This window comes from Plantactinospora sp. ZYX-F-223 (assembly GCF_039649625.1).
Lineage (GTDB): Bacteria > Actinomycetota > Actinomycetes > Mycobacteriales > Micromonosporaceae > Plantactinospora.
In genome coordinates this window covers 217,679-238,265 of record NZ_JBDJAV010000002.1, presented here as the reverse complement: position 1 = coordinate 238,265, position 20,587 = coordinate 217,679, and the positions used below count along the sequence as shown (strand labels likewise).

At 75.0% G+C, this 20,587-nt stretch carries 5 protein-coding genes; 1 reads left to right on the top strand and 4 read right to left on the bottom strand.

Translation table 11 applies throughout. The features are described 5' to 3' along the window. Positions 1–6: 6 nt before the first annotated feature. The 4 genes from AAH979_RS03390 to AAH979_RS03375 form a co-directional block, all read right to left on the bottom strand. Positions 7–264 (bottom strand): hypothetical protein, encoded by a 258-nt coding sequence (locus AAH979_RS03390; RefSeq protein WP_346256501.1) that lies wholly within the window; start codon positions 262–264, stop codon positions 7–9. A gap of 91 nt (positions 265–355) precedes the next feature. Continuing rightward, positions 356–598, bottom strand: a complete 243-nt coding sequence (locus AAH979_RS03385; RefSeq protein WP_346256500.1) for an MbtH family protein — start codon at positions 596–598, stop codon at positions 356–358. Further along, positions 595–18,096: an amino acid adenylation domain-containing protein gene (locus tag AAH979_RS03380; protein WP_346256499.1), complete on the bottom strand. Its 17,502-nt coding sequence runs from the start codon at positions 18,094–18,096 to the stop codon at positions 595–597. Before AAH979_RS03380 ends, AAH979_RS03385 begins: the two co-directional genes overlap by 4 nt. A gap of 70 nt (positions 18,097–18,166) precedes the next feature. Further along, the gene (locus AAH979_RS03375) at positions 18,167–19,189 is read right to left on the bottom strand and encodes an iron-siderophore ABC transporter substrate-binding protein (RefSeq protein WP_346256498.1); all 1,023 of its coding nucleotides are present in this window, start codon (positions 19,187–19,189) and stop codon (positions 18,167–18,169) included. A 350-nt stretch (positions 19,190–19,539) separates the two neighbouring features. On the opposite strand from AAH979_RS03375, the gene AAH979_RS03370 reads away from it, so the two are divergent. Beyond that, a complete protein-coding gene (locus tag AAH979_RS03370; RefSeq protein WP_346256497.1) occupies positions 19,540–20,586 on the top strand; it encodes an iron ABC transporter permease in 1,047 nt (348 codons plus the stop codon). The last annotated feature ends 1 nt before the right edge of the window (position 20,587 follow it).

Sequence of the window (20,587 nt, the reverse complement as noted above, 5' to 3'; positions counted from 1 at the left end):
TAGAAACTACGCGGCGAACATGACGGTCAGCAGCCACCCGTCGATGAGTGCCGGCCCCATCGGCGACGCCTTGGCGCGGTCGGTCTGTCTGCGGCTGCCGGCGATGCCCACGGAGCCCTGGAGGACCAACCCGGCCAGGAGGCCGGTAACCGCTGCCTGCCAGCTCAGCCAGCCAAGGTTGAACGTGATCGCGCCTGCGAGTACAACGTCGCCGAGGCCGAGTTGGCTCGCATGGGGAGGGCCACGAGCAACAGGATGCCGCAACGACGTTCCCGGTCAGCGCTACCGCCGCCGCCCGACGCACGATCACCCGGTGGCGGCAGGTACCGTCGAAGCCATTCTTGCCGGCTGCCGGTCAGCGAATCGGGTCGGCGGTGGCGCCGGCCATCCGCTCCCGCAGGCTGCGGGGACGCAGGTCGGTCCAGTTCTCCTCCACGTACGCCAGGCAGGCGTCCCGGGACTGCGGACCGTCCGCGCCGAACGCCACCGCCCAGCCGGCCGGTACGTCCACGAAGGACGGCCAGAGCGAGTGCTGCCCCTCGTCGTTGACGAGCACGAGGTACTGCCCGTCCGGGTCCTCGAACGGATTGGTGGTCATGCGTCGGTCCTTTCCGGGTGGTCGGCGGAAGCGCCGTCCGACTGGGTGGGCAGGGGTGGCGCCTGGCCGGCGGTGTCGGGCGCAAGCGCCGAGAGCCGCAGACCCGGCCGGGCGAGCGCCGAGGCGAGCAGCCCGAGCAGCTCGTCGGTGAGCCGGCGCGCGGTCGGCGGGTCGAACAGCTCGACCGCGTACTCTAGTTCGCCGTGCACCGGGCCGTCGCCGACCGGCTCGTAGAAGCTGACCGTCAGCTCCGTCCGGGTCGTCCCGGTCGGCACCGACACGAACCGCAGCGCCGCCGCGCCGTCCGGGCCGTCCAGCCCGGCCTCCTCGTGGTGCACCAGCATCACCGGCGGTAGCGTCGCGCCGGCCGGCAGGAGGCGGCGTACCGCGTCGAACGGGACGTCCTGGCGGTCGAAGGCGCTCAGATCCGCCTCGCGGATCCGGCCGAGCAGCTCGGTGAAGGTGGGGTCGCCACCGGTGTCGGTGCGCAGCACCAGCGGGTTGACGAAGCAGCCGACCAGGTCGGCGAGGGCCGCCTCGGTCCGGCCGGCCACCAGGGTGCCGATCGGCACGTCCGGCCCCGCGCCAATCCGGTGCAGCAGCGCCGCGAGGGCGGCCTGGAACACCATGAACATGCTGGTCCCGGTCTGCCGGGCCAGCTCGTCGACGGCCCGGTGCGACGCCGGGTCCAGCACGAACTCGACCCGGCCACCGCGCCCGGACAGCGCCGCCGGTCGCGGCCGGTCGGTCGGCAGGGCCAGCCGATCGGGTACGCCGGACAGCGCCTCCCGCCACCAGGTGAGCTGCCGCGTGTGCCGGCTGCCGGGGTCGGCCGGATCACCGAGCAGGGTACGAGCCCAGCGGGCATAGTCCGGATAACCGACCGGCAGCGGCGACCACTCCGGTGCCCGCCCGGCGACCCGGGCCGCGTACGCGGTGCCGAGATCCCGGGCCAGTGGCACTACCGACCACTCGTCCACGCCGAGGTAGTGCATGGTCAGCAGCAGTACCCGAGCACCGCCCGGCCCGGTCAGCAGCCGGGCCCGCAGCGGCGGCTCCCGGGTCGGGTCCACGCCAGCCTCGACCAGCTCGGTGATCCGCTCGTCCAGCGGCACCCCGCTCTCCGGCAGCACCTCCAGCAGTACCCGGTCCCCCACCGGCACCGGTACGGGCTCGCCGGCCGCATCGGCCGCCAGCGCGGTACGCAGCGGCTCGTGCCGCTCCACCAGGTCGGCCAGCGCCGCCGCCAGCACCGGCACGTCCAGCGTGGGCGCCCCGCCCGGCCCGTCACCGGGTCCGCCGCCGGTCCCGTCATCCAGCCCGGTCCCGTCGCCCGGTCCACCGTCCGGGGCGTCGCCCGGTCCGCCCGCGCGGACCACCAGGGCGAGATCCCAACCGGTCCGGCCGGACGGGTTCCGCTCGGCCGTGGCACGGTGCAGGTCCCACCAGATCTGTTGCACCGGAGCCGCGACCGGCTCGGCGGCCTCCTGTGCCGGGCGCAGTGCCGGACGCCCCGCCACCGCCCCGGCGAGCCGGTCCGCCAGCCCGGCCACCGTCGGCGCCTCGAAGATGTCCCGCACCGCCAGGTCGACGCCGAGCGCCGCCCGGATCCGGCCGAGCAGTCGCATCGCCGCCATCGAATGCCCGCCGAGGGCGAAGAAGTTGTCCGAGATCCCCACCTTCGGCAGCCGGAGCACCTCCGCGACCAGTCCGGCGAGGGCCTGCTGTGCCGGGGTGACCGGTGCCTCGTCGCCGGTCAGCGCCGCCCAGTCCGGCACCGGCAGGGCACGCCGGTCCAGTTTGCCGTTGGCGGTCAGCGGCAGCGGTCCGTCGAGTACCAGCACGGCGGACGGGACCATGTAGTCGGGGAGCAGGTCGGCCGCGTGCGCGCGTACCTCGGCGGGGTCCAGCGGTCCGCCGGCCGGTACGACGTACCCGGCCAGTCGGGTCAGGTCGGCGTTACGGTGCACCACCACCGCCGCCTGGCGTACCCCCGGGTGCCGGGCCAGCACCGCCTCGACCTCGCCCAGCTCGATCCGGAAGCCCCTGATCTTCACCTGGTCGTCGACCCGGCCGAGGAAGTCCAGGATGCCGTCGGCCCGCCACCGCGCCCGGTCACCGGTCCGGTACATCCGGGCGCCGGCCGGGCCGTACGGGTCGGCGACGAAGCGCTCCGCGGTCAGCCCGGGACGGCCGAGATAGCCCCGGGCCAGACCGCGCCCGCCGACGTACAGTTCGCCGGCCACCCCGGGCGGTACCGGGCGGAGCCGCTCGTCCAGCACGTACGCCCGGGTGTTCGGGTCGGGCAGTCCGATCGGCACCGCGCCCGACCAGTCCGGTTCGGCCCGCCAGAGCGTGGAGTTCACCGTCGCCTCGGTCAGCCCGTACGCGGCGAACAGCCGCAGCCGCCGTGCCCACCGGCCGATCAGGTCCGGCGGCACCGTCTCGGTACCGACCAGCACCACCAGCCCGGCCGGCAGTTGGCAGTCCGGCGGCAACGCCGACACCAGGGACGGCGGCAGGATGGCATGGCTGACCCGTTCCCGCTCCAGCAGGTCCACCAGGGGCCGGCCGGGCGCGCGGGCCTCGTCCGGGGCGATCACCAGCCGGCCACCGGCACACAGCGCCATGGCCAGCTCGAAGACGAAGACGTCGAAGCCGGTCGAGGCGAACTGGAGTACCCGGGAGGAGCCGTCCACTCCCATCCGGTCGGCGGCGGTCGCGACCAGGCTGCCGATCCCCTCGTGCGGCACCACCACGCCCTTCGGCCGACCGGTGCTGCCCGAGGTGTAGATGACGTACGCCGCGTGGTCCAGCCCGGCCGGGACCGCCGGCCCGGTCCCGGCCGGGTCGGCCGGCGTCGCCGGCACCGGCTCCGGGTGGACCGGCGCGACGAGCAGCCGGTCCACTCCGGGCAGCTCCGGCAGCCGCTCGGCGGCCTCCGGTGTCGTCACCACGGTCCGGGCGCCGGAGTCCTCGACCATGTACGCCAGCCGGTCGGCCGGATGGCCGAGGTCCAGCGGCAGGAACGCGGCACCGAGCCGCAGCGCCCCGAGCACCACCGCCACGGTCTCCAGCGAGCGGGGCACCGCCACCCCGACCACCGTCTCCGGGCCGACGCCGTACCCGGCGAGCAGCCGCGCCATCCGGGCCGCCTCGGCGTCCAGTTGGGCGTACGACACCGTCCGCTCCCGGTCGACCACGGCGACCGCCTCCGGGGTCTGTGCCACCCGCCGGGCGAACATGGCCGGCAGGGTCTCCTCCGGCACCGCCCGGCCGGTGGCGTTGAACTCGCGCAGCACCCGGTCCCGCTCGTCGCCGACGAAGACGTCGATCCGGCCCAGCGGCGTCGCGGGGTCGGCGACGACCGCCCGGGCCAGCCGGAGCAGCCGCTCGCCGAGCAGCGCGACGGTCTCCCGGTCGAACAGGTCGGTCCGGTACGTCAGCAGGCAGCTCAACGCGTCGTCGCCGCTTCCGCCCGACTGGTCCACGGATCCGGCGCCCGCCGGCTGCTCGACGGACTCGGCGAAGTCGAAGACCAGGTCGAACTTTGCGGTCGGGGTGTCGACCGGCTCGTCGGTGACGGTCAGCCCGGCGAGGCCGCTCCACGCGGCGGTCCGGTTGCGGTGCACCACCATCACCTGGAAGAGCGGGTTCCGGGAGACCGAACGGGCCGGGTTGAGCGCCTCGACCACGGCCTCGAACGGCACCTCCTGGGCGGAGAAGGCGGCCAGGTCGGTCTGGCGGATCCGGGACAGCAGCTCGGTGAAGGTCGGGTCGCCGGACAGGTCGGTCCGGAGTACCAGGGTGTTGACGAAGAACCCGACCAGGTCGTCGAGGGCCGCGTCACCCCGCCCCGCGATCGGCGCGCCGAGCGGGATGTCGGTGCCGGCGCCGAGCCGGTGCAGCAGGGCTGCGACCAGCGCGTGCGCCACCATGAACAGGCTGGTACCGGTCCGGGAGGCGAGCCGGCGCAGCCCCGCGCCGACCTCGGCGGGCAGCACCACGGAAAGTTCCGCCCCGGCCGGGTCCGGCCGGGGCGAGCGGGCCCGGTCGGTGGGCAGCACCAGTTCCTCCGGCGCCCCGCTCAACGTGGTACGCCAGTAGTCGAGCTGCCGGGCGGCCAGGCTGGCCGGATCCGCCGGGTCGCCGAGCAGCCGGCGCTGCCACAGGGTGTAGTCGGCGTACTGGACCGGCAGCGGTGCCCAGTCCGGCGCCCGTCCCGCCCGACGGGCCGCGTACGCCGTGCCGAGGTCGCGCAGGAACGGCCGGTCCGACCACTCGTCGGTGGCGACGTGGTGCAGCACCAGCACCAGCACGTGCTCCTCGGTGCCCTCCGGTGTCGGGTCGACCGCGACGAGAGTGGCCCGCAGCGGCAGTTCGGTGGTCAGGTCGAACGGGCGGCGCACCGCGTCCCGGACGATCCCGGCGACCTCGTCCGGAGCGGCGGCGGCGCTCTCCAGCACCGGCCGGGCGTCGGCCGCCGGCAGCACCCGCTGGTACGGCCGACCGTCCCGCTCGCCGAACAGGGTCCGCAGCGTCTCGTGCCGGCCGGCCAGGTCGGCCAGTGCGGTACCCAGCGCCACCACGTCCAGCCGCCCACGCAGCCGTACCGCGATCGGGAAGTGGTACGCCGCCGACTCCGGCGTGAGCTGTTGGATCATCCAGAGCCGCTGCTGCGCGAAGGAGAGCGGCAGAACGGCGGGGCGCTCGGCCCGGACCAGTGCGATCGGGGCAGCGCCGTCACCGGCCGCGCCCTCGGGCCCGGTGGCCCCGATCCGGGCAGCCAGCTCGGCGACGGTCGGCGCCTCGAACAGGTCGCGGATCGCCAGCTCGGCGCCGAGCACCACCCGGGCCCGGCTGACCAGCCGGATCGCCAGCAGGGAGTGGCCGCCGAGGTCGAAGAAGTTGTCCTCGACGCCGATCTCCGGCACGCCGAGCAGCTCGGCGAAGAGGGCACAGAGCGCCTCCTCGGCAGCCGTGGCCGGCGGGCGGGAGGCCGTACCGGCCCGGACCGTCGGGGCCGGCAGCGCCGCCACGTCGAGCTTGCCGTTCACGGTCAGCGGCAGCCGGTCCAGCGGCACCAGCGCGGCCGGCACCATGTAGTCCGGCAGCCGCCGCTTCAGGTCCGCCCGGAGGGCGGCCAGCACGGCGTCGTCGTCCGGCTCCGTCCACTGCGCGGCGCGGACGAGATAGCCGGCCAGCCGGCGTACCGCCGGGTCCGTGGTGGTGTCGACGACCACGGCGGCGTGCGCCACCAGCGGGTGTTCGGCCAGCGCGCTCTCGACCTCGCCCAGCTCGATCCGGTACCCCCGGATCTTCACCTGGTCGTCGGTGCGACCGAGGAAGTCCAGGTTCCCGTCCGGCCGGCGCCGGACCAGGTCACCGGTGCGGTACATCCGCTCCCCGGGCGCACCGTACGGGTCGGCGACGAAGCGCTCGGCGGTCAGCCCGAGCCGCCGGTGGTAGCCCCGGGCCAGCCCGATCCCGCCGATGTACAGCTCACCGGGGGCGCCGGGTGGGACGAGCCGCAGGTACGCGTCGAGCACGTAGGCCCGGGTGTTCCAGATCGCCCGGCCGACGGTCGGGGTGGCGCTGTCTCCGGTGCCGCCACCGAGGGTGTTGATGGTGTACTCGGTCGGCCCGTACAGGTTGTAGCCGGCCGTACCCTCGGTGTCCCGCAGCCGGTTCCAGACCGCCTCGGAGACCGCCTCGCCGCCGAGCAGCACCAGCACCGGCCGGTGCCGACCGCTCCCGACCTCGGTCGACTCGGACCGGTCGAGCAGGCCCTCCTCGATCAGGTGGTGCGCGTAGCTCGGGGTGACGTTGACGACGTCGATCCGGTGCCGGTCACAGTAGGCGACCAGCGCCTGTGCGTCCCGGCGCAACTCCTCGTCGCAGACGTGCACCTCGTGCCCCTCGACCAGCCAGAGCAGTTCCTCCCAGGACATGTCGAAGGCGAACGAGACGGTGTGCGCGATCCGCAGCCGCCGGCCGCCGGCCGCCGCCACGGTCGGGTCGAAGATCGCCTCCCGGTGGTTGAGCTGCATGTTCGTCAACCCCCGGTACGGCGTCACCACCCCCTTCGGCCGTCCGGTGGAGCCGGAGGTGTAGATCAGGTACGCCGGGTGCTCCAGCCGGTGCGGATCGGTCCGGGCGAACCCGGCCGGCAGTTCGGCGTCGGTGAGCGCCGCACCGGAGAGCCCGGCCAGCTCGGCCAGTACCGCCGGGTCGTCGAGCGGCACGGTCGGGGTGTCGGTTCCCGGCAGCCCCGCCCGGACCGGAGTCACCGTCAGCAGGCACATCGGGGCGGTGTCGGCGAGGACGAAGGCCAGCCGTTCGGCCGGATGATCCAGCTCCAGCGGCAGGTACGCGGCTCCGGTGCGCAGCACCGCGAAGAGCGCGACCACCATCTCGATCGACCGGGGCAGCGCCAGCGCGACCACCCGCTCGGGTCCGGCGCCCCGGGCGACCAGCAGCCGGGCCAGCCGATTGATCCGGGCGTCGAACTCGGCGTACGTCAGGGTGCGGCCGGCAAAGACCAGTGCGACCTCGTCCGGGGTCCGGGCGGCCTGCTCGGCGAGCAGGTCGGCGACGGATTCGGTGCCGATCGGGTGCCGGGTGGCGGTCCACTCGGCGGCCAGCTCGGCCCGTTCCGCCCCGGTGAGCAGGTCGAGCCGGCCGACCGGGATCTCCGGCTCGGCGACCAGCCGGGCGAGCAGCGCGACGAACCGGTCCAGCAGGGTCCGGGCCACCTGACCGGGTACGACGTCCGGGCGGTGGTCAAGGGCGACCCGGAGCCGCTGTGCCGGGGTGACCACCAGGGTCAGCGGATAGTGGGTAGCGTCCACCCCGTCCAGGGCGGCGATCCCGTGCCGGTCCCGCAGCCGGGCCGACTCCCCCTCGTCGACGAAGTTCTGCAACACGTAGAGGGTGTCGAAGAGCCGGGCGTGCCCGCTGGCCCGCTGCACCGCGCCGAGCCCGAGGTGGTCGTGCGGCATCAGTTCGATCCGCTGCTCGCCCAGCCGGCGCAGCAGGCCGAGCACCGGTTCGCCGGGCTCGGCGGTGACGCGTACCGGCACGGTGTTGAGGAAGAGCCCGATGATGTTCTCCACGTCCGGCACGTCCGCGTGCCGGCCGGCGACGGTCATCCCGAAGACCACGTCGGTGCGACCGAGGTGACCGCCGAGGACCAGCCCCCAGGCCGCGGTGAGCACGGTGTTGAGGGTCAGCCCGTGCCGGCGGGCCAGCCCGCGCAGCCGGTCGCCCAGCGCGGCCGGCAGTTCGGCCCGGACCCGGTGCGGGACGACCGGTGCCAGGCTCGCCTCCGGGGCGACCAGGGTCGGCTCGGCGAGGCCCGCGAGGGTGTCCCGCCAGGCCCGACCGGCCAGCTCGGTGTCCTGGGTGGCCAGCCATTCCAGGTGATCCCGATAGGAGCCGGCCGGCGGCAGGTCCCGGTCGTCGCCGTCCCGCTCGTAGAGCGTGAAGAGCTGCTCGACGAAGAGTTCCTCGGACCAGCCGTCCCAGAGCACCAGGTGGTGGCTGACGACCAGCCGGTCCCGGTCGTCGCCGAGCCGGAGCAGCAGCAGCCGGCACAGCGGCGGCCGGGTCAGGTCGAACCGGGTACGCCGGTCCTCGGCCATCAGCTCGGCCATCCGGGCCCGCTGGGCCTCCGGGTCGAGGCCGGTCAGGTCCAGCTCGGTCACCGGCAGCTCGGGGGCCACCCCGACGAACTGCACCGGTTGGGGCAGCCCCTCGCTGGCGAACCCGGCCCGCATGCTGGGGTTGCGGGCCAGCAGGGCGGCTCCGGCCCGGCGCAGCCGGTCCAGGTCCAGCCGGTACCCGAGGTCGAAGGCGTCCTGCGCGGTGTAGACGTCCAGCGCCGAGGTGTCGTAGCTGGCGTGGAAGTACAGCCCCTCCTGCAACGGCGAGAGCGGCCAGATCTCCGCTACGGGTACCGGGCTGGTCCGCTCGATCCGGTCGATGTCGTCCCGGCTCAGCGACAGCCCGGCCGCGATCGCCGGAGTGGGCCGGGCCTCGGCACCGTCCGGATCAGCGGTGCCCGCCGGCTGGATGGCGGCGGTGCTGAGCTGGCGTAGCGCGTCGAGCCACTCGGCGGCCAACCCGGTCACGTCCGGCTCGTCGAGCACGCCGTCCGGCCACGTCCAGGTCGCGGTCAGCACCGGCCCGGCCGGCGTCTCGGTGGCGACCGCGTCGACCTGGACCAGGTGGGTCAGGCCCAGCCCGCCGTTGACGGTGGTGATCGCGTCGGACTCGGCCGCTGGCGTCCAGTCCAGCTCGGTGCCGCCGGGGAACCGGCCGTAGTAGTGGAACAGCACCTGGGCCGAGGAGAGTCCGGCCAGGATCGGCGCCGCCTGTGCGTTCAGGTGCCGCAGCAGCCCGTAGCCGAGGCCGCCGTCCGGAACCGCCCGGATCCGCTCGCCGACCGTACCGAGCAGTTCGATCGGGTCGGTGCCGGCCGGCAGGCGTACCGGCTGGACGCTGGTGAACCAGCCAACCGTGCGGGAGAGGTCGAGATCGGGTTCGACCTCCTCCCGGCCGTGCCGTTCAAGGTCGACCAGCAGATCGGCGCCGCCGTCGTGGCCGTGCCGCTGCTGCCACCGGGTCACCGCGAGCCGGAGCGCCGCGAGCAGTACCCCGGTGACCTCGGCACCGACCGCCGCCGGTACGGCGGTGAGCAGCGGCAGCGTCTCGGCCGGGTCGAGGCGTACCACGTGCTGGCGGGCCGGTCCCGCCACCGGCCGGGTCTGCGCGGGCAGCAGCTCCGCTCCCGGGGCGAGCGTCTCCACCCAGTGCGCCAGTTCCGCCAGCCGCTCGGGGCGGTGCGCGTGCTCGCCGAGCACCCGGGCGTACCGCCGCAGCGAGGTGCCGACCGGGGCGAGAATCGGTGGCTGCCCGACCCGTACCGAGGCCCAGGCAGCGGCCAGGTCCGCCAGGAGGATCCGCCAGGAGACGCCGTCGACCACCAGGTGGTGGGCGGCGAGCAGCAGCCGACCGGGCCGGTCGCCGGAGTCGAACCAGACCGCCTGGAGCATGCGCCCCTCGTCCGGATCCAGCCGGTCGGTGGCGGCGGCGGACTCGGCGGTCAGCACGTCGCGCAGCCCGGCGTCGTCGAGCCCGGTCACGTCGACCCGGCGTACCAGGTCGGCCGCCCGTACGGTGCCGGCCGGGGTCGTCTGGAGCGACCAGAGCACGGAGGCGATCCGGCGCAGCCGGAGCCGCAGGCCGGCGTGCCGGTCCAGCACCGCCTGGAGGACGGCGACCAGCGACCCGAGGTCCAGTTCGGCCGGTACCACCAGCAGGGTGCTCAGGGTGAACCGGTCGATCGGCAGTCCGGTCTCCCGGAGCCAGTGCACGATCGGCAGCAGCGGCACCTCACCCAGCTCGTCCGGATCCGCGCCCGCTACCCCGTCGGCGCGGTCTCCGACCGGGCTCGCGGTGCTGGCCGGCGGAGAACCGGCCGCCGGTGCGGCTGCCGTCGAGGCGGCTGCCGTCGAGGCGGCGCCGGCCGCGATCGGCGGGTCGCTCGGGGACAGGGCGGCGTCGCCGCCGCCGGCCCGGGCCAGCGCTCGTGGGGTCCGGTGCCGGAAGACGTCGCGCGGGGCGAGCGCCAGTCCGTGCCGGCGGGCCCGGCTGGAGACCGCGATGGAGAGGATGCTGTCGCCGCCCAGGGCGAAGAAGTCCGCGTCGGCACCGACTTCGGGCAGCCCGAGGACCTCGGCGAAGACCTCCCGGAGCAGCCGCTCGGCCGCGCCGCCACCGGAGTGCACCGGGGTGTCCACATCGGACGGGGTCGCCGGGGTGGACGTGCCGGCCGGTGCGGACGGGCCGTGCGGACCGGTGTGCCGGCCGGCCGATTCCGCTCCGGCGGTCGGCTCGGTCCCGACACCCGGCCTGGCTCCCGCGCCCGGCTCGGCTCCGGCGGCCGGTTCCGCCACGGCGGGCGTCGTGCCGGTGCCCGGTGGGGCGGGCAGGGCGGCCCGGTCGAGTTTGCCGCTGGCGGTCAGGGGCAGCGCGTCGAGCACCACGAACCGGCCCGGCACCATCGACTCGGGCAGCCGGGCCCGGGCCGCCGCGCGGACCGCCTCGACATCGAGCCGGAGCCCCGCCACCGGCACCAGGTAGCCGACCAGGCCGGTCCGGCCCCGGCCGTCGACCCGAGCGGCGGCGACCGCCTGGGCCACACCCGGCCCGGTCCGGAGCACCGCCTCCACCTCGCCGAGGTCGATCCGGTGCCCCCGGATCTTGACCTGGTCGTCGCCGCGGCCGACGTATTCGAGTACGCCGTCAGTACGCCACCGCACCAGGTCACCGGTGCGGTACATGCGCTGCCCCGCCGGCCCGTACGGGTCGGCGACGAAACGCTGCGCGGTCAGCCCGAACCGGGCGTGGTAGCCGTACCCGAGCTGGGTTCCGGCGACGTACAGCTCACCGGGTACGCCGGGCGGGACCGGGCGGAGGCAGTCGTCCAGCACGTACAGCCGGGTGTTGGCCACCGGGCGACCGATCGGCACGCTGCGTTCCGCGCCGCCGTCATTCGCCCACCAGGTGACCTGCACCGCCGTCTCGGTCGGCCCGTAGAAGTTGTCCAGCGCCGTGCCGGTCTGCGCGTGCCAGCGCCGGGCCAGCTCCGGCGAGAGTGCCTCGCCGCCACAGGAGACCCAGCGCAGGCTGGCCGCCCAGCCGGGATCGGCGGTCAGCTCGTCGGCGAGCAGGAACGCCTCGACCAGCGAGGGTACGAAGGTGACCGCGGTGACCCGGTGCCGGCGGACCAGCCCGGCGAGCCGGCTCGGGTCACCAGCCTCGTCCTCGCCGGGCAGCACCACGGCGGCACCGGCCGACAGCGGCCAGAATATCTCCCAGACCGAGGTGTCGAAGCTGGCCGGGGCGAGTTGCAGCATCCGGTCGTCGGCGCCGAGCCCGAACCGCCGCTGCGACCAGGCGAGCTGGCTGACGATCGCCCGGTGGCCGACGAGTACCCCCTTGGGACGGCCCGTCGACCCCGAGGTGTAGATCAGGTACGCCGGTGAGTCCGGGTCGCCGGCCGGGGCTCCGGTGCCCTCGCCAGCCGCGCCCGCCGGTTCCTCCGGTTCGGCTGTCGGCGAGACCAGCAGGTGCGCCACGCCGGCCGGCCGGGGCAGCCGGCCCATCACATCCACGGTGGATACGACAGCGCGGGCGCCGGAATCGGTGAGTACCACGGAGAGCCGTTCCCGGGGATGCGTCACGTCCAGCGGCAGGTACGCGGCTCCCGCCTTCAGGACGCCGAGCAGCGCCACCACCAGTTCGGCCGACCGGGGCACCGCCACCGCGACGACGTCACCCGGCCGGACCCCACGGGCGGCCAGCCGCCGGGCCAGCGCGGCGGCCCGGCGGTCCAGCTCGGCGTACCCGAGCTGCCGTTCGCCGTCGATCAGCGCGACCGCGTCCGGCGTCCGGGCCGCCTGCGCGGCGACCAGGCCGGGCAGGGTCTCCGGCGGCACCGGGGCGGCCGGGCCGGTGAGCCGGGCCAGTACGGTGCCGCGCTCGGCCGCCGGCAGCAGGTCGATCCGCCCGACCGGCCGGTCCGGCTCGGCGACGAAGGCGCCGAGCACCTCGGCCAGGCCGCTACGGAGCTGGCGTACGGTCGCGGCGTCGATCCGGTCCGGGTCGTACTCGACGGTGAGGTCCAGCGACTCGCCGGCGGGCGACACCAGCAGGGTGACCGGATAGTGGGTCGCCTCCCGGAACTCGACCCCGGCCAGGGCGAGACCGCCGGCTCGCCCGGTCGGGATCGGGTCGACGGGATAGTTCTCCAGCACCACCAGGCTGTCGAACAGCTCGCCGACACCGGCCAGCCGCTGGATCGCCGGCAGCCCGAGGTGCTGCGCGTCGAGGAGTTCGGCCTGCTCCCGCTGGAGCCGGCCGGCCAGCTCGACCAGCGGTTCGGCCGGAGTCCAGCGCAGCCGGACCGGCAGGGTGTTGATGAACAGCCCGACCATCGCCTCGACACCGTCCAGTTCGGCCGGCCGACCGGAGACCGTACTGCCGAAGACGACGTCACGCCGGCCGAGGCGCCGGCCCAGCACCACCGCCCAGGCAGTGTGCAGCACGCTGCCCACGGTCAGCCCGGCCGCCCGGACCCGTCCGGCCAGTCCGGCGGCCACCTCGGCCGGCAGCACCACCCGGGCCCGCTCGGCGTGGAACATCCCGTCGAAGCCCTCCTCGGCCTCGGCGGCGAGCCGGGTCGGACCGTCGAGTCCGGCCAGCGCGGCCCGCCAGGCGCCCTCGGCAGCCGCCCGGTTCCGGCCGGCCAGCCACTCCAGGTACCGCCGGTACGGGGTGACCGGCGGCAACCGGTCCGGCTCGCCGTCCGGGGCGTACCGGGCGAGCAGGTCCCGCAGGGTCACCCCGGCCGACCAGCCGTCGGTGACGATGTGGTGGTGGGTGAGCAGCAGGCTGTGTCGCTGTTCCGCCCACCGGACCAGTACGCAGCGCAGCAGCGGCGGCCGGGTCAGGTCGAACGGGGCTGCCCGTTCCGCCTCGGCCAGCGCCTCGAACTCGGCCGCCCGCTCCGGTTCGGGGTACCCGGTCAGGTCGACCTCGCGCCACGGCAGCGCGATCCCGTCCGCGACGAGCTGCACCGGCCGCCAATCGGCGAGCTGCGGGAACGCGGCTCGCAGCGGGGCGTGCCGGTCGAGCACGTCCTGCCCGGCCCGGCGCAGCGCGGCGGCGTCCAACGGCCCGCGCAGCTCGATCACCTGCTGCACCCGGTACGGGTCCCGGTCGGCTCCGGCGGCGACCGCGTGGAAGTAGAACCCCTCCTGCAACGGGGTCAGCGGCAGCACGTCGGCGACCGCCGGTACGGTGCCGGCCAGCGCGTCCACGTCCTCCTGGCGCAGCGGCAGCAGCGGGAAGTCGGACGGGCTCGGCCCGCCGGCCCCCGGCCGGGCGGCGTGCCGGACCAGCGCGTCCAGCGCGGCGAACCAGCCCTGCGCCAACTCCGCCACGTCCGCCTCGCCGAGCAGCGTCGCCGGCCAGGCCCAGGTCACGCCGAGCCCGGGCCCGTCCGGCCGGTCCTCGGTGAACGCGTTCACCTCCAGGGTGTACGGCGCCACCGGCATACCGGCGTCGAAGCCACCGGCGAGCAGGCCGAGCCCGGGCAGCGCGGTCCAGCAGCCGTCGGCGGACGACTCCACCCCGAACCGGCCGAGGTAGTTGAAGCTGATCTGCGGCTGGGGCAGCCCGGCCAGTACGGCGGCGGTCTCCGGGTTGAGGTGCCGGAGCAGCCCGTACCCGAGCCCGTGGTCGGGGATGGCCCGCAGCCCTTCCTTGATCCGCTTCAGCGCCCGGCCGGCGTCCTCGCCGCCGGCCAGCGCCTCGTCGAGGTCGATCGGTCCGGGGTCGAGCCGGACCGGGAAGATGCTGGTGAACCAGCCGAGGGTGCGGGACAGGTCGACGCCGTCGGCGAGCTGCTCCTCCCGGCCGTGCCCCTCCAGCGCCACCAGCGCCGGTCCGGGCACGCCGGTCCCCCGGCGCCGGCGCCAGTCGGCGAGGGCCAGCGCGAGCGCGGTGAGCAGCACGTCGTTGACCCCGGCGGAGAACGCCGCTGGGATGCTGGTGAGCAGCGGTGCGGTCTGCTCCGCCGGCAGCCGCAGGGTGAGCCGGCGGACGGTGTCGAGGTCGCCGACCGGGTCCAGCGGGCGGTCCGCCAGCGCCGGGTCGTCGCCGCGCAGCAGCTCCGTCCAGAGTGGCAGCTCGGCGGTCCGTTCCGCCGACTCGGCGTCGGCGTGCGCCAGCTCGGCCCAGCGGCGCAGCGGGGTGCCGACCGGCTCCAGCCGGGGCGTCCGCCCGGCCAGCACGTCGGTCCAGGCGGCGGCCAGGTCGGGCAGCAGGATCCGCCAGGAGACCCCGTCCACCACCGCGTGGTGCACCACCACGACCAGCCGGCCGGCCCGGTCCGGGCCGGCGTCCAGCCAGACCGCCTGGAGCATCACACCGGCCTCCGGGGCCAGCCGGGCGCCCGCGGAGTCGGCGGCACGGACGATCCGGTCCCGCAGCGCCTCGTCGGTCAGCCCCGCGACGTCGACCCGGTACAGCCGGTCTGCCGCCGGCACCGTGCCGGGCGCCGGCACCACCAGCCGGCCCGGCTGTCCCGGGGTGGCCCGGACCAGCCGGGACCGGAGTACGTCGTGCCGGTCCAGCGCCGCCTGGAGCGCGGCGGCCAGCCGCTCGACGGTCGCCTCGGCCGGTACCCGAACCGCCAGCCACTGCGCGAACGCGTCGATCGGCCCGCCGCACTCGTCCAGCCAGCGCATGATCGGAGTGAGCGGGAACTCGCCGACTCCGGCCAGGGGATCGTCGGAGACAGCCCGCGAGAGCGACTCGGCCACCGGCGCCAGCTCGGCGACGGTACGGCGCTGGAAGACCTGGCGCGGCGTGACCACCAACCCGGCCTGCCGGGCCCGGATCACCAGCTGGATCGAGACGATGCTGTCCCCGCCGAGGGCGAAGAAGTCGTCCTCCACGCCGACCTCGGGCAGCCCCAGCACCTCGGCGTAGAGGGCGCAGAGCACCTCCTCGCGGGCGTCCCGGGGCCGGGCTCCGGTGCTGCGCGCCGCGAAGTCCGGCGCCGGCAGGGCGGCCCGGTCCAGCTTGCCGCTGGGCAGCACCGGCAACCTGTGCAGCGGTACGAAGGCGGCCGGCACCATGTGGTCGGGCAGCCAGCTCCGGGCGTACCCGCGCAGCTCGGCCAGGAGCGCGGTGACGTCCCGGAACGGCGCGGGCCGGTTGGCGTACCGGTGCGGCGGGGCCGGCTCCGGCAGGGCGGGCCGGTACGCCGGTTCGGCGGGTACCGCGTCCTGGCGGGAGAAGAGCAGGTCGAGGCGGCCGTCGCCGGCGGTACCGGACCAGGTGACCTCGACCCGGTAGCCGTGCCGTTCGGCCAGCTCGTACACCGCCTCGGGATCGACGGCCGGGCCGGTGTCGACGGCCGGGCCGGTGTCGACGGCCGGGCCGGTGTCGCCGGAGAGGTCCCGGTAGGCGGCCAGGTCGGCGGCCAGCCGGGCGTTCGGCACCCCGGTCACCCGCAGTACGGCCGGCCGCGCCGAGTCGAGCCGGCCGGCCAGCCCGGCGAGCCCGGCCGGCTCGGCGACCCAGGAGAGCTCGATCGTCTCGTCCGAAGTGGACGGAGTGGGGCTGGTGGCGGTGCGCAGCACCACGTCGTACCGGTAGCGGGTGAGTTCGTTGTGCGCGTGGCCGCGCTTGACCCAGAGGTCGACCGCGGTGATCGCCGGCACCTCCCGGGCCAGTGCCGGGAAGAGGTCGGGGTCGAGCAGCAGTTCGCCCTCCCAGCGCAGGCCCTGCTCGACGGCGGCCAGCGCGGCCTGCCGGCCGTCGGGGTCCGGCCGGCGGCGGCCCGCCTCGATCGCCCCGCGCAGCGTGCGGTGCAACCGCAGGTTACGCACGTCGCCGACGAAGACCGTGCCGCCCGGTGCCAGCAGGCCGATCGCCCGGCGCAGCACGTCGGCCAGGTAGTCGACGCTCGGGAAGTACTGGACCACGGAGTTCAGCACGACGGTGTCGAAGTAGCCGGCCGGCAGCCCTTCGGTGACGTCGGCCGGCTGGGCCCGCAGCTCGACCCGGTCGGCCAGCGCCGGGACCGCCGCCACCTGGTCGCGCAGCGCCTCGATCGCCGCCGGGGAGAGATCGGTACCCCAGTACGACTCGACCTCCGGCGCCACCTTGGCCAGCAGCAGGCCGCTGCCGACGCCGATCTCCAGCACCCGGCGCGGGCGCAGCGCGAGAATCCGTTCCACCGTCCGGTCCCGCCACTGGCGCATCTCGGTCAGCGGGATCGGCAGCCCGTCGTAGCTGCTGTTCCAACCGGTGAAGTTCTCCCCGAACCGCTCGGTGCGCCCGGCGATGTAGAGCAGTTCGTGCAGCCGCTGCCAGTCGCCCACCCGGGCCGACTCGACCTCGGCGTCCCGCTGTGCCGGCCGGTCCAGCGCCGGTACGACGTACGCGGCGAGTCGCTGCTGACCGTCGCGACCCGGCCGGGCCAGTACGGCGACCTGGCCGACCGCCGGATGCTGGGCCAGGACCGACTCGATCTCGCCCGGCTCGATCCGGTACCCCCGGATCTTCACCTGGTCGTCGGCACGGCCGAGGAACTCCAGCCGCCCGTCCGGCAGCCAGCGCACCAGGTCCCCGGTGCGGTAGAGCCGCCCGCCGGCCGGCCCGTACGGGTCGGCGACGAACCGCTGCGCGGTCAGCCCCGGCTGGCCGAGATAGCCCCGGGCCAGCCCGGTGCCGCCGAGGTACAGCTCGCCGGTGGCGCCGACCGGCACCGGCTGGAGGGCGGCGTCCAGCACGTAGCACCGGGTGCCGGGGTCGGGGCGGCCGATCGGCACCACGCCACCGGGCGGGGTCTGCGGGTCGCACTCCCCCAGCGTCGAGTTGACCGTCGCCTCGGTCGGCCCGTACGCGTTGAACATCGGCCGGCCCTGGGCCCACCGGGCGACCAGTTCCGGGGAGACCCGCTCGGTACCGGCCAGCAGGGTCGCCCCGGCCGGCAGGGTCAACTCCCGGGGCATCGCGGCGAGCAGGGCCGGCGGCAGGATCATGAAGGTCACGCCGTGCCGGTGGGCGTACTCGGTCAGCGCCGGGCCGGGCACCCGGCGCTCGGCCGGCACCACCACCAACCGGCCGCCGGAGAGCAGCCCGAGGCAGAGGTCCCAGAACGCCACGTCGAAGCTGGGCGAGGCGAACTGGAGTACCCGGCTGTGCGGCCCGACGCCGAGCCGGGCGCGCTGGGTGGCGACCAGTTTGGCCACCCCGGCGTGCGAGACGACGACCCCCTTGGGCCGGCCGGTCGACCCCGAGGTGTAGATGACGTAGGCGGCGTTCTCCGGGGAGAGCGACGGCACGCCTCCCGGGGCCGGCTCGACCTGATCGGTGTCGGTCAGCTCGTCGAGCAGCAGCCTCGGCAGGCCCGGGGTCTCCGGCAGCTCGCCGGCCAGCGCGGCGGTGCTGACCAGGCAGACCGGCCGGGCGTCGGCCAGCATGAAGCCGATCCGCTCGGCCGGATAGTCCTGGTCCACCGGCAGGTACGCGCCGCCGGCCTTGAGCACCGCCACCTCGGCCACGATCATGTCCACCGAGCGGGGCAGGCAGAGCGCGACCACCCGTTCCGGCCCGACCCCCCGGGCGCGCAGCGCGTACGCCAGCCGGTCCGCCCGGGCGTCCAGTTCCGCGTACGTCAGCTCGACATCCTCGCAGACCACCGCGACCGCGCCGGGCGCCCGGCGTACCTGCTCGGCGAAGAGTTCCGGCCAGGTCGCCGGGGGCGCCGGCCGGACCGTCTCGTTCCACTCGACGAGGATCCGGTGCCGCTCCACCGTCGTCGGCCCGCCCTCTGTAGTCGGCCCGCCCTGGGTCGTCGGCCCGCCCTCTGTCGTCGGCCCGGCCTCGGCGCGGTTCAGGTCACTTGTGGGCACGACGAAGTACCGCCTCTCGCGAGCGGGTGGGAACGGTCCGGTGTGGGGGGTGCCGGGGATCGGCCGGCGGTCAGCCGTCGCCGAGCAGCGGCAGGATCTGGTCCAGCGCGTACGGGACGCTGAGCACGGTGCTGAACGAGAGCGCACCGCCGAGCGGCGGGTTCTCGTACGGCAGGAAGACCGCCCGGTTCTGCTTCGCCACGTCCAGGGTGGCGTAGACCTTGTCCGCCTTCACCCGCGGCTCGGCGCTGGCGTCCGAGGTGAGGAAGAGCAGCTTGTCCACGTCGACCAGGTCGAGCCGCTCGGAGCCGATCTCGGCGGCGTACTCCTTGCCGGCCGCCTGCACGATGCTGTCCGGCACGGTGAAGCCGAGCTGGGTCATGAAGACCACCTTCGGGTCGCTCGGCGCGAATACCGCGTACTTGCCGGCCTCGTACGGGTCGACCACCGCCACGGTCTTGCCGGCGAAGCCGGGGTGTTCCTGCCGGACCTTGGCGAACCGGGCGTCCACGTCGGCGATCAGCTTGTCGGCCTGCTCCGGCTTGCCGAGCGCGCGGCCGGCCTGCCGGGTCATCTCCTGCCACGGCGCGGCGTAGTCGGCGAAGCCCTTCGGCTGCGCCACGGTCGGGGCGAGCTGGGAGAGCTTCTGGTACTGCTCCTGGGTCATCCCGGAGTAGAGCCCGATGATCAGATCCGGACGCAGCGCGGCGATCTTCTCGAGGTTGTAGTCGTCCCGCTCACCGACGATCTCCGGCGGGGTGCTGCCCCACAACGGCTGCGCCCATGGCCACTTGCCGTACGGCCGCTCCAGGAACCAGTCGATCGCACCGACCGGCACGACGCCGAGGGCGAGCACCGGGTCCTGGTCGCTGAGCCCGAGCGTGACCACCCGGGTGGGCGCCTTGGTGATCTCGGTGCTGCCGTACTTGTGCTCGACCGTCACCGGGAAGGTGCCGCCGGCGCTCGCCGAGGGCGCCGGGTCGGCGCCGTCGTCGCCACCGCCGCAGCCGGCCAGGCCGAGTACGAGGGCGGCCAGCACCGCCGCGAGTCGGACGGGCCTGGGACGCATCGCGCGGGCAGGTGTCGTGGACATCGGCTCCTCTTCGGTCTCTCGGGTTCCCCCGCCGGTCTGGCGGTCGGGCGGACATCCGTCTCGGCGGGCCCGGCACGGGCGCCGGTTCGGCGTGCGGTCGCGGGACATCCGGCGACGGTGCCTGGACGTCGGGCACGGCACCGGCGTCCGGTTCCGATGACCGTGATAGTAAGGTAATCCTTACCTAACCTCAACAGCTTCGACGGAACGGGCCTCCCCAACCATCGGAGCCGTGAACTAAGGTATACCTACCCTAAGAAGCGAAAGCCCTGCACATTGCCGGCGGACGAGACCCGAGTCGCCGGCGGACGAGACCCGAGGACCGCGTGACGACCGACCAGGCACCACCGGTGAGCCGACCCGCGCCCGTCCGGGCAACGGGTCACCGATCCAGGCGTCCGGTCGGGCTCTTCCTGGTCGCCACGACCGTCCTGATCGTCCTGTCCCTGCTCTCCGTCGCGGTGGGCAGCCGGCAGATCCCGCTGGACCAGGTGGTGCAGACCCTCCTCGACCGGGCCGGGGCGCGCGGCGCCGACCCGCAGATCGAGGCGATCGTCTGGGGCGTACGCCTGCCGCGCACCGTGCTCGGCCTGCTGGTCGGGATGGCACTGGGCCTCTCCGGCGCCCTGATGCAGGGGCTGACCCGCAACCCGCTCGCCGATCCCGGCCTGCTCGGCGTCAGCGCCGGTGCCGCGCTCGGCATCGTCGTCGCGATCGCCTGGTTCGGCATCGCCACCCTCTACGGCTACATCTGGTTCGCCTTCGCCGGTGCCCTGCTGGCCAGCGTGGTGGTCTACCTGCTCGGCGGGCTCGGCCGGGGCGGCTCCACCCCGGTCAAGGTGGCGCTGGCCGGCATCGCGATCACCTTCCTGCTCAACTCGGTGACCAGCGCGGTCGTGCTGCGCGACCCGGAGGCGCTCAACCGCTACCGGTTCTGGGCGGCCGGCTCGCTCTCCGGGCCGGACTTCGGCACCATCGGCCAACTGCTGCCGTTCCTGGCCGCCGGCACCGTACTCGCGCTGGCCGCCGCCCCGGCGCTGAACAGCCTCGCCCTCGGCGACGACGTCGCGGCCGCGCTGGGCCGCCGGGTCGGACTGGTACGCCTGCAGGGCACCCTGGCGGTGACCCTGCTCGCCGGGGCCGCGGTCGCGGTCGCCGGGTCGATCGTCTTCGTGGGTCTGGTGGTGCCGCACGTGGCCCGGCTGATCACCGGCCCGAACCATCGCTGGCTACTGCCGTTCACCATGGTGCTCGCACCGAGCCTGCTGCTGCTGGCCGACATCGTCGGTCGGGTCGTCGCCCGGCCCAGCGAGGTCGGCGTCGGCATCATCGCCGCGTTCATCGGCGGCCCGTTCTTCATCATGCTGGTCCGGCGCCGCCGGCTCGCGGAGCTCTGAT